The 10,500-nt window shown below is 66.7% G+C and carries 14 protein-coding genes; all 14 read left to right on the plus strand.

What is annotated here, in order from left to right; genetic code table 11:
• Nucleotides 1–394 precede the first annotated feature (394 nt).
• The 14 genes from ACFXI3_RS46235 to ACFXI3_RS46300 are packed head-to-tail and all read left to right on the plus strand — an operon-like array spanning nucleotide 395 to nucleotide 10,427.
• Complete coding sequence (locus ACFXI3_RS46235; RefSeq protein ID WP_378408537.1) at nucleotides 395–1,102, plus strand: hypothetical protein; 708 nt, start codon at nucleotides 395–397, stop codon at nucleotides 1,100–1,102.
• Nucleotides 1,103–1,123: 21 nt separating this feature from the next.
• On the plus strand, nucleotides 1,124–2,620 hold the full coding sequence (locus tag ACFXI3_RS46240; protein ID WP_378408539.1) for a YHS domain-containing protein: 1,497 nt from the start codon (nucleotides 1,124–1,126) through the stop codon (nucleotides 2,618–2,620).
• 11 nt (nucleotides 2,621–2,631) lie between these two features.
• Nucleotides 2,632–2,886 (plus strand): toluene-4-monooxygenase system B family protein, encoded by a 255-nt coding sequence (locus tag ACFXI3_RS46245; RefSeq protein ID WP_344278492.1) that lies wholly within the window; start codon nucleotides 2,632–2,634, stop codon nucleotides 2,884–2,886.
• A gap of 10 nt (nucleotides 2,887–2,896) precedes the next feature.
• Nucleotides 2,897–3,220 carry an MmoB/DmpM family protein gene (locus ACFXI3_RS46250; RefSeq protein WP_344278489.1) on the plus strand — a complete coding sequence of 108 codons (324 nt, stop codon included), beginning with the start codon at nucleotides 2,897–2,899 and terminating at the stop codon, nucleotides 3,218–3,220.
• Nucleotides 3,217–4,203, plus strand: coding sequence for a toluene monooxygenase (locus ACFXI3_RS46255; RefSeq protein ID WP_378408541.1), 987 nt, complete (start codon nucleotides 3,217–3,219; stop codon nucleotides 4,201–4,203). The genes ACFXI3_RS46250 and ACFXI3_RS46255 overlap by 4 nt, the downstream gene beginning before the upstream one ends.
• A gap of 7 nt (nucleotides 4,204–4,210) precedes the next feature.
• Entirely contained in the window at nucleotides 4,211–5,221 is a 1,011-nt protein-coding gene (locus ACFXI3_RS46260; RefSeq protein WP_378408543.1) for a 2Fe-2S iron-sulfur cluster-binding protein, read from the plus strand.
• Nucleotides 5,222–5,236: 15 nt separating this feature from the next.
• Nucleotides 5,237–5,572, plus strand: a complete 336-nt coding sequence (locus ACFXI3_RS46265; protein WP_354742594.1) for a Rieske 2Fe-2S domain-containing protein — start codon at nucleotides 5,237–5,239, stop codon at nucleotides 5,570–5,572.
• A 55-nt stretch (nucleotides 5,573–5,627) separates the two neighbouring features.
• On the plus strand, nucleotides 5,628–6,350 hold the full coding sequence (pxpA, locus tag ACFXI3_RS46270) for a 5-oxoprolinase subunit PxpA (RefSeq protein WP_378408545.1): 723 nt from the start codon (nucleotides 5,628–5,630) through the stop codon (nucleotides 6,348–6,350).
• A 44-nt stretch (nucleotides 6,351–6,394) separates the two neighbouring features.
• Complete coding sequence (locus tag ACFXI3_RS46275) at nucleotides 6,395–6,643, plus strand: acetyl-CoA carboxylase (protein ID WP_378408547.1); 249 nt, start codon at nucleotides 6,395–6,397, stop codon at nucleotides 6,641–6,643.
• On the plus strand, nucleotides 6,640–7,998 hold the full coding sequence (locus ACFXI3_RS46280; protein ID WP_378408549.1) for an acetyl-CoA carboxylase biotin carboxylase subunit: 1,359 nt from the start codon (nucleotides 6,640–6,642) through the stop codon (nucleotides 7,996–7,998). Before ACFXI3_RS46275 ends, ACFXI3_RS46280 begins: the two co-directional genes overlap by 4 nt.
• Nucleotides 7,995–8,885 (plus strand): allophanate hydrolase subunit 1, encoded by an 891-nt coding sequence (locus tag ACFXI3_RS46285; protein ID WP_378408551.1) that lies wholly within the window; start codon nucleotides 7,995–7,997, stop codon nucleotides 8,883–8,885. Before ACFXI3_RS46280 ends, ACFXI3_RS46285 begins: the two co-directional genes overlap by 4 nt.
• The gene (locus tag ACFXI3_RS46290) at nucleotides 8,875–9,840 is read left to right on the plus strand and encodes a biotin-dependent carboxyltransferase family protein (RefSeq protein ID WP_378408553.1); all 966 of its coding nucleotides are present in this window, start codon (nucleotides 8,875–8,877) and stop codon (nucleotides 9,838–9,840) included. Before ACFXI3_RS46285 ends, ACFXI3_RS46290 begins: the two co-directional genes overlap by 11 nt.
• A gap of 12 nt (nucleotides 9,841–9,852) precedes the next feature.
• Nucleotides 9,853–10,038, plus strand: coding sequence for a tautomerase family protein (locus tag ACFXI3_RS46295; RefSeq protein WP_344278464.1), 186 nt, complete (start codon nucleotides 9,853–9,855; stop codon nucleotides 10,036–10,038).
• The gene (locus ACFXI3_RS46300; protein ID WP_378408555.1) at nucleotides 10,038–10,427 is read left to right on the plus strand and encodes an SRPBCC family protein; all 390 of its coding nucleotides are present in this window, start codon (nucleotides 10,038–10,040) and stop codon (nucleotides 10,425–10,427) included. The genes ACFXI3_RS46295 and ACFXI3_RS46300 overlap by 1 nt, the downstream gene beginning before the upstream one ends.
• Nucleotides 10,428–10,500 lie beyond the last annotated feature (73 nt).

Below are 10,500 nucleotides of genomic sequence, written 5' to 3' on the forward strand. Positions count from 1 at the left end.
GGTGGGGTGTTGGGGCTAGCGCCCCAATGTGGCATTGGGTGCGTGGGATGCACCCAATGCCACATTGGGTGCGTCGCGGTGGCGGGGTCTTGGGGCTTCGAGGGGCTCCTTGAGGGAATGCTTGTCCGTGAGGGGAACCCTGAGGGACTCTGAGTCCCTCAGGGTTCCCCTCACGTCATCGCGGGGGCTTTACGGATTCAGAGTTCGGTGGCGGTGATCGTTGTGCGGGCTGCTGACCTGCGGTGATGGCGGTGGGTGCTCCGGTTTGGCATCCCTGGGCGGGTCGTTGTCCAACTTGCGCACTATCCGGTCGCGAGTGCGTCGCGCAGTCTTTGTGCACCGCTTCAAGGGCCGGAGCGGAGGAGAAGTTCAACGGTGAACTGGAGGTGCCCCGATGGGCACGTCGCTGCATCCGCCGCAGCTGGTGACTGGGTCTCGGACTCTCTACCTCGTTTGGGTGCCGGAGGATCCCGACGGCGTCGCGGAGCTGGTTCCGGCTGGGCTTACGCCGGCTGACGATCGGTCTTGCTACATCAATCAGTACGTGGTCGAGGGGGACGCCCAGACGTCGGCCAGCGACGGGGACGACGCGTTCGGCTCGTACTCCCTGACGTATCTCGGCGTGAATCTGTCCGGCTTGGACACTGAGGCAGGAGTTCCGGGGCGGTGGTGGACCGATTACCACAACAGTTCCGAGCCGATGATTCGTTACGCCCGGGAGCACGGCGTTCCGGCGGGTGCGCGGGGAGAGACGACGCTCGATCTCGACGGGGATCGGCTGGTCGCTACCACTTCCGTTGAGGGGCGGCCGATTATCCGGACTACCGCGCGTCTCACGATCGGCACGCCGCAGCGGGTTACCGGGCAGTTACGGTATATCACGAGTCGCGGTGGTGAATTTGTCAGCGGGCGGTATGCCTACGTCGCTGACATCGCCGAGGAATTCGAGGTCGAATCCTTCGAGTTTCTCGACAAAGAACACCCTGCCTACCGGTTGCGGCCTGCCCAACCCTTGCAGGTGACGTTCGGGTTCTACTCCCCGGCCATGTCCTTCGTCTACCCCGGCGGCGAAGGGCCGCTGGGTTCCGAGCACGGCAGCTAAAACCAACAAGGAGCACCGGCAATGGCTCTGCTGGATCGAGCACAGTGGTACGATATCGCCCGCGACACTCAATGGACTCCGCGTTACGTCAGCGAAGCGGAGTTGTTCCCGCCGGAGTTGTCCGGCGGCGAGGGGTTGCCTGACGAGGTGTGGGCGACTTATGACGAACCTTACAAGGTGAGTTATCGCGAATACGTCGACATTCAGCGGCAGAAGGACGCCGGGGCGTATTCGGTCAAGGCCGCGTTGGAGCGCGCGGACCTTTATAACAAAGCCGACCCGGGCTGGATTTCCATTCTCAAGGAGCACTACGCGGCGGTCGCGCTGGTCGAGTACGGCGCGTCGTTCCAGGAGTCTCGCTTCGTGCGCTGGTCGAAGGCCCCGGGCATGCGCAACATGGCGACTTTCGGGATGCTGGACGAGATCCGGCACGGCCAGATCCAGTTGTACTTCCCGCACGAGTACGTGAACAAGGACCGCCAGTTCGAGTGGTCGCACGCGGCGATGTTCACCGACAACTGGGTCACCCTCGGCGCAAGGCACTTCTTCGACGACGTGATGATGACCCGCGACGCCGTCTCCACCTCGATTTTCGCGAATTTCTCCTTCGAGACCGGCTTCACGAACCTGCAGTTCATCGGGCTTTCCGGCGACGCCGCCAAGGCAGGCGACTTCACGTTCTCCAAGCTGATCCAGAGCATCCAGTCCGACGAGGCCCGGCACGCGCAGCTCGGCACGCCGTTGCTGCAGATGCTGATCGAGAACGGGCAGAAGGACGTCGCGCAGAAGAAGATCGACATCGCGTTCTGGCGCTCGTACCGGCTGTTCACCATTCTTTCCGGAATTCCCATGGACTACTACGTCCCGCTGGACGTGCGCGAGGCGTCCTTCAAGGAATTCATGGAGGAGTGGATCGTCACCCAGTTCATGCGTTCGCTGGAGGACCTCGGTCTCTCCAAGCCGTGGTACTGGGACATTTTCCTGCGCGACATCTCCGAGCACCACCACGGCCAGCACCTCGGCACCTACTCGTGGCGGCCGACGCTGTGGTGGGACCCGGCGGCGGGCGTCAGCCCGGAGGAGCGCGACTGGCTGGAGGAGAAGTACCCCGGCTGGAACGGCACTTTCGGCAAGGTGTGGGACGTCCTGATCGACAACTTCGCCAACGACCGTCCGGAAAAGACGGTGCCGGGCACGCTGCCGATCATCTGCAACGTCTCGCAGCTCCCGATCGTCGGCACGCCTTCTCAGACGCTGCGCGACATTTCGCTGGTCCACGAAGGACGGCGCTACCACTTCGCGTCCGAAGTGGACAAGTGGATCTTCGAGGACGACCCGGAACGCTACCGGCACCACAAGAACCTCGTCGACCGGTTCCTCGGCGGCGAGATCCAGCCCGCGGACCTCGGCGGCGTCCTGGAGTACATGGGCCTCGGCTCGGTCGGCCCCGGCGGCGACGACGCGCACGGCTTCGCCTGGGTCGACACCTACCGCAAGCAGCTCGTCAAGGCCGGCTGAAAGGAACGCTGATGGCCACCATTCCGCTCGCCGTGCACTTCGACGGCGACTTCGTGCTCAAACTGCTCCCCGCGGACAGCGAGCACACGATGGACGAACTCGCCGCCGCGGCGGCCGAGAACTCGGTCGGCATCCACGTGCCCGACCAGCCCGGCCGGACGCTTCGGGTGCGCCGCCAGGGCGACGCGCAGCCGTTCGAGCGAGCCAGCACCGTCGCGGCGGCCGGCCTCGGGCCGACCGAATGCGTCGAAGTCTATTTCGAGTGAGGAGGACCGGATGAGCACCACTGAACCCATCGCCGACCCGGTCGGCCCGGTCCTCCAGGTCGGCGAGGTGGCGCGTGCCGTCGCCGACGCCGCCGTGACCGACAACCCGGGATGCCGGGTCGACATCCGCGACCGCGGTTCCTACGTGCGGGTCGAGGTCGAGGGCGGCGAATGCGTCCTGCGCCGCGAGACCATCGCCGAGGAGCTCGGCCGCCCGTTCAAGATGTCCGAGCTTGAGCTGATCATGCCCTCGTTCGTCGGGCGGATCGAGACCGGCGGCGACGTCTTCCGCTTCTACCTGGGCACCGCTGCCCGCAAGGAGGCCCTGTCGTGAGCACCCCGCTCAAGCCGCTCAAGACCTGGGGGCACCTCGCCGCCCGCCGGCGCAAGCCGAGCGAGTACGAGATCGTCTCCACCAACCTGCTCTGGCACACCCGCGACCCCGAGCAGCCGTGGGACGTCGGGCACACCGGGTTCATGGCGGATTTCTACCGCCAGTACCGCAACCAGAGCCCGATCACCCACCCGGACTGGAACGCTTTCCGCGATCCGGACGAGCTGGTGTACCGCACGTACAACATCCTCCAGGACGGCCAAGAGTCCTATGTGGATGGTTTGCTCGACCAGCACGACGCCGAGGGCCACGACCGCGGCCTCTCGCCGGAGTGGGTCGCGATGCTGGCGCAGCTGTACACGCCGAGCCGGTACCTGCTGCACACCATTCAGATGGCCAGCGCGTACCTGGTGCACATGGCCCCGGCCAGCACGATCGCCAACTGCGCGGCGTTCCAGGCCGCGGATTCGCTGCGCTGGCTGTCCAATGTGGCCTACCGCACCGCGGAGCTGCGCCAAGCGCATCCGACCGCCGGGTTCGGCGAGCGCGAACGCGAGCTGTGGGAGGAACTTCCTGCCTGGCAAGGGTTCCGCGAGCTGATGGAACGGCAGCTGACCACTTTCGACTGGGCCGAGGCGTTCGTCGCGCTCAACGTGGTGGCCAAGCCGGCCTACGACGAGATCGTGCTGCGCCAGCTCGGCGTCAGCGCCCGGCGGCACGGCGACGTGCTGCACGCGCTGCTGGCCGAATCGGCGTTGCGGGACAGCGAGCGTTCGCGCCGCTGGACCGAAGCGCTGGTCACCCAGATGTCCGAAGTGGACTCGAACGTCACGCAGCTGCGCGAGTGGGTCGCGAAATGGCAGCCGCTCGCGGTCGCCGCGATCGAGGCGTACGGCGCGGAGGTCGCGGAAAACGCCGAAGCGGCGGAGAACGCGATCGGCGCGGTCCGGGCGTTCCAGCGGCAGCTCGGCATCGGAGGCTGAACCGGCCATGACGACCGAACACCAAGTCCTCCTGCGGGGGACCGGCGTTCGCTTTCCTTGCGCGGAGGGCGACACGCTGCTGCGGGCCGCCCTCCGCGCGGGGGTCGGTCTCAGCTACGAGTGCAACAGCGGAGCCTGCGGAAGCTGCCGGTACGAGCTGCTGGAAGGCGACGTTCGCACGCGCTGGGCGGACGCACCCGGCCTCAGTGCCCGCGATCGGCACAAGGGCCGCAGGCTGGCATGCCAGAGCGAACCGGTGAGCGACTGCGTGGTCGACCTGAGTTCGGTGCCGGAACCCGCGCCGCACCGGCCGATCCGGCAGCGCGCCCAGCTGCGCGACGTGCACCGGCTCACCCACGACATGGCCGAATTCGTGTTCACCGCGGAAAAGCACGCCGCGTTCAGCGCCGGCCAGTACGCGATGCTCGGGTTCCCCAGCGGCATCGAACGCGCGTACTCGATGAGCAATCTCGGCAACTGTCAGCGGGAATGGAAATTCGTCGTCAAGCGGTCGCCGGGCGGGAAAGCGACGTCGATCCTGTTCGACGGGCTCGACCTCGGCGAGACGATCGAACTGGACGGCCCGTACGGGCAGGCGTACTACCGCGCTGGCGACGACCGTGACATCGTTTGTGTCGCAGGAGGTTCCGGGCTCGGCGCGATGGCGAGCGTCGTGCTCGGCGCGGCCGCGCAGGCCGACGCCGGTGAGCGCACCGTCCATTTGTTCTGCGGCGGCCGTGCGCCGCGCGATTTGCACATTCCGGAAGCGATGGCGATGGCGCAACGCCGGTTGCGCGCACTCCATGTCCACACTGCAGTGTCCGAACCGGACAGCGCGGATTCCGAATCGCACCAAGGGTTTGTGCACGAGGCCGTGGTCGCGAAGCTGGGCGAGACGCTGACGGACTTCACCTACTACGCCGCCGGGCCGCCCGCGATGACCGACGCGCTCGCCCGCGCGCTGGTGCTGGACGGCGGGCTCGCCGCCGACCGGCTCCATTTCGACCGGTTCAGCTGAGAAAGGAGCTTCCGCATGGGTTACGTGCGGGTGTGCAGCCTCGACGACGTCTGGGAAGGCGACATGGAGTCGTTCGAGGTGGGGGACAAGGAGGTGCTGATCGCCCACCTCGACGGCGGCGACGTCGTCGCGACCCAGGCGATCTGCCCGCATCAGCAGGTCGAACTGGTCGAGGGCGAACTGGACAAGAAGACCCTCATGTGCAAAAGCCACCTGTGGACGTTCGACCTCACCACCTGCCAGGGCATCAACCCCGGCCACGCGCGACTCGCGCGGTACCCGGTGCGGCTCGAGGGCGACGACGTCTACATCGACCCCGACGGGGACACCCCGAAGATCGCGCATTCCTGACGGATCTCCCGGAAGACCTCCCGAAAGACTGCCTGAAAGACAAGGAAAAGCACTCATGGTTGCCATCAACTGCGACATGGGCGAGGCCTACAGCATCTACCGCTGCGGCGACGACGAGGGCATCATGCCCTACATCACGGTCGCGAATGTCGCCTGCGGTTTCCACGCCGCCGACCCGGTCGTCATGCGGCGGACAGTCGCGCTGGCGCACGAGCATTCGGTGAAGGTGGGCGCCCACCCGTCGTTCCCGGACCGCGACGGGTTCGGCAGGCGGGAGCTGAAGATGGAACCCGAGGAACTCACCGCCGCGGTCGTGTACCAGGTCGGCGCGCTGACCGGATTCCTGGCCGAGCACGGCATGCCGCTCAACCACATCAAACCACACGGCGCGCTGTACGGCCTGGCCTCGCGGGACGAGACGGTCGCGCGGGCGATCGCCGAAGCGGCCGACGTCTTCGACGTGCCGCTGATGGGAATGGCCAACACCATGCACGAAAAGGTGTGGGGCAAGCGCAGCCAGGGCTTCATCGCCGAGTACTACACCGACCTCGACTACCGCGCCGACGGTTCGCTCATCATCACCCGCGAGCACGTCGCCTACGATCCGGCGATCGCCGCCGAACGGTCCGTGCGCGCGGTGACCGAGGGGCTCGCGACCTCTGTGGACGGTCAGGACATCCCGATGCGCGCGGACTGCATCTGCGTGCACTCCGACACTCCTGGCGCGGTGGATCTGGCGAAAAGCGTGCACGACGCCTTGACTCCGTACCTGACCTGATTTCAACTGACTGTTCCTGCCGAACCGAGCGCGAGGTGACGCTGATGTCCCGTCTCGAAGTGGTTTCGCCCATTCCCGGGGTCTTTTACCGCAAGCCCGATCCGGACAGCCCGGATTTCGTGAAGCCCGGCCAGAAGGTCGGCGCGGACGACACGGTCGGGCTGGTCGAGGTGATGAAGTCCTTCTACCCGGTGCCCGCCGGCACGGCCGGGACCGTCGTGGAGTTCGCCGCCGAGCCCGAGGCGGTCGTGGACGCGGGCCAGCCGCTCGTGGTGCTCGAGGTGGACGCATGAAACGGTTGCTGATCGCCAATCGCGGCGAGATCGCGGTCCGGATCATCCGCGCGGCCAACGACCTCGGCATCGAGACGGTCGCGGTCGTCAGCGAGGCGGACCGCAGCGCCACGCACGCGCTGCTCGCCGACCAGGTCGTCCCGATCGGCCCGGCCCCGGCGACGAAGAGTTATCTGGTGGCGGACGCGATCCTCGCCGCGGCAAAGGAAAGCGGCGCGGACGCGGTGCACCCGGGCTACGGATTCCTGTCCGAGCGCGCGTCGTTCGCCGCTGCGGTGGCGGACGCGGGGCTGACGTTCGTCGGCCCGGAGGCCTCGGTCATCGAGCAGATGGGGGACAAGGTCCGCGCGCGGCAAGTCGCGCAGGCGGCCGGAGTGCCGACGGTGCCCGGGACGCCCGGCGGAGTGTCCGATGTGGCCGAAGCGGTCGCGGCGGCGGACGAGATCGGGTATCCGATCATGCTCAAGGCCGCGGCGGGCGGCGGCGGCCGGGGTATCCGGGTCGTCGCCGACGAGGCCGAGCTGAAGATCGCGTTCCCGCAGGCTTCCGGCGAGGCGGCGAGCGCTTTCGGCGACGGGCAGATGTATCTGGAGCGGTTCGTGCGGGCCGCGCGGCACGTCGAGGTGCAGGTGCTCGGCGACGGTTCGGAGACGGTGCACGTCTTCGAGCGCGAGTGTTCTTTGCAGCGACGGCGGCAGAAGGTGGTCGAGGAAGCGCCGTCGCCGGGCATCGACGAGCGGATCCGGACCGAGATGACGTCCGCGGCCGTGCGGCTGTGCAAGGAGGTCGGCTACCGCAGCGCGGGCACGTGCGAGTTCCTCGTGGACGACGACACCGGCGAGTTCTTCTTCATCGAGATGAACACCCGGATCCAGGTCGAGCATCCGGTCACCGAGCTGATCACCGGGATCGATCTGGTCGCCGAGCAATTGCGGATCGCGGCCGGGGAACCGTTGCGGTTCCGGCAATCGGACGTGACCAAGCGCGGTCATGCCGTCGAATTCCGGGTGTGCGCCGAGGATCCGGACCGGAATTTCCTTCCCGGACCTGGAAAAATCGGCGACGTGCGATTGCCGGGCGGTCCGTGGGTCCGTACCGACACGTGGCTCGCCCCGGGCAGTCAGGTGCCGCCGTTCTACGACTCGCTGGTGGCCAAGGTCGTTGTGTGGGGCGACGACCGGCCGACCGCGTTGCGCCGGGCGAAGCGAGCACTGTCCGAATTGGTCGTCGAAGGCGTTCCCACCACCACGACGCTGCTCATCGAACTCCTTGGGCAGCAATGGTTCGCCGACGGCGCGTTCACCACCGGGACGCTCGAAGAATGGCTCGGCCGGCGAGCGGAGCCGAGCGCATGAGCGGCGCGACGCCCGCCCGGTACAGCTGGGGCGGAGACGAGCACATTTTCGTCGAACTGGCCGAGGAAATGAGCCTGCAGGCCAACTTCCGCGCGATGGCGATCACCACGTCGCTGCGCGAGAACCGGCCGGACGGCGTCGTGGAGATCTGTCCGGCGAACGCGTCCTACCAGGTCCGGTACAACCCGGACGTCATCGAACCGCGCACGCTGATGGCGCATTTGCGCGATATCGAGGAGAAGGTCGGCGACGCGGCGGACTTCAGCCTGGCTACCCGTGTGGTCGAGATCCCGGTGCTGTATCAGGATCCGTGGACCACGGAAACGCTGATGCGATTCCGCGATCGGCATCAGGACCCGGATGCCACCGATATCGAGTACGCCGCGCGGATCAACGGCTACGCCGGGGCCGACGAATTCATCGCGGCACACAGCGGTGCGCCGTGGTTCGTCTCGATGGTCGGCTTCGTCGCCGGCCTGCCGTTCATGTACCAGATGGTGCCTCGGGAACGGCAGATCGTCGTGCCGAAATACCTGCGACCGCGTACGGACACTCCTAAGCAGACAGTCGGATACGGCGGCTGTTTCAGTTGCATCTACTCGGTTCGCGGGGCGGGCGGGTACCAGATGTTCGGCATCACGCCCGCGCCGATTTACGATCCGGCGCAGGAACTTCCGGACTTCGGCGATTTCATGGTGTTCTTCCGGCCCGGCGACATCGTGCGGTTCAAGCCGATCGACCGGGATGCCTACGACGACTGCGTCAAGGAGGTCGAGGCCGGGACGTTCCGGATCCGTTCGCGTCCGGTCGACTTCGGGCTGCGCGAGTACCTCGACGACCCGGACGGCTTCACCGCGGGACTGATGGAGGTGCTCGATGCCGATTGAGGTCCGCCAGCCCGGGCTGGCCACGACGATCCAGGACGCCGGCCGCAACGGTTATTACGACGTAGGCATCCCGCCCTCGGGCGCGCTCGACCAGTACTCGTACTCGGTCGCGAATCGCCTGGTGGGCAACGATCCCGGCGAGGCGGCACTTGAATGTGTCTACCTGGGACCGGAGCTGCACTTCACCGAGGACACGGTCATCGCGATCACCGGCGCCGAGCTTCCGCCGAAGCTCAACGGCGAGGAACGGCCGCTGTGGGAAGCGTTCGCGGTGAAGGCGGGCGACGTGCTCACGTTCGGGTTCTGCAAACGCGGTGCTCGCGCGTACATCGCGGTCAGCGGCGGCATTGATGTCCCCTTGGTGCTGGGCAGCCGATCCACCTACGGGCTGGGCAAACTCGGCGGTATCAGCGGTGCTCCGTTGGTTGCCGGAGATGTCATCCCGGTCGGCACCGGCGCTGGTGTTCCTGGGCGTTCGCTGCCGGAATCCTTGCGCCCGGCTTTGTCGAAGGAAATCGAAGTCCGCGTGGTGATGGGACTTTACGACCACGTGCTCACCGACGCCGGACGCGCGACATTCCTGGACACCAACTGGACGCTCACCCCGGTCGCCGACCGCGTCGGTTTCCGTTACCAGGGAGCACAATTGGAAACGAAGCCGCGCACGCCTCCGTTCGGCGCCGGACAGGACCCGTCGAACATCGTGGACGCGCCTTATCCGATCGGCTCGATCCAGGTCCCCGGTGGTGTCGAACCGATCATCCTGCACCGAGACGCGGTGTCCGGCGGCGGGTACATGATGGTCGGGACTGTCCTCAGTGGAGACTTGGACCTGGTGGCGCAGTCCGCGCCGAATACCAAGACCCGTTTCGTGGCAGTCGACCTGGACGAAGCCCTCGCCATCCGCCGCGGCTACCGTGCCCGCACTCAGCAGGCCGCTGATTCCCTGAGCTGACAAGGAGTTCTCATGCCGCACGTTCAGATCGACTGGTTCCCCGGTCGTACCACCGAACAGAAACGCGAGCTGGCCGAGGTGCTGACCCGCGAGATCTGCCGGATCGGAAACTGCGCCCCGGAATCGGTCGGCATCGTGTTCACCGACGTCGACACCGCGAACTGGGCGCGGGCGGGCAAGCTCTTCTCGGACAGCTGATGGCCGCCCTTCGCTCTCACGTCCTGCTCGACGCCCCCGCCGACGCAGTGTGGCAGGTGATCGGTGACGTCGCGTCCGTGGCCGAGTGGTTCCCGTCGATGAAGTCCTCGACCGGCGATCCGCAGCACCGCACTGTGGTCCTAGGGGACGGCTCAGTCCTGGAAGAAGCCGTCGTCACCCACGACCCAGCCCGACGGCGGCTGCAGTACCGGGTGACCGGCGGCGATCTTCCGATCACCGCCCATCTCGGCACCGTAGACGTGCTGGAGATCGACCCCGACCGGTCGATCGTCGTATACAGCACCGAAATCACGCCGGACTCGCTCGCCGACGCCTTCGACGCCGCCATCAGCGAGGCCGTCGCTGGCCTGCCCGCTCACCTGTCCTGAAGTCCGTGAAGGGCTCCTTGAGGGAATCAGATTACCTCAAGGAGCCCTTCACGGACGTTACACGAGCCGGTAG

It is taken from the genome of Amycolatopsis sp. NPDC059235 (assembly GCF_042754125.1).
In the GTDB taxonomy this organism is placed as follows: domain Bacteria; phylum Actinomycetota; class Actinomycetes; order Mycobacteriales; family Pseudonocardiaceae; genus Amycolatopsis; species Amycolatopsis albidoflava.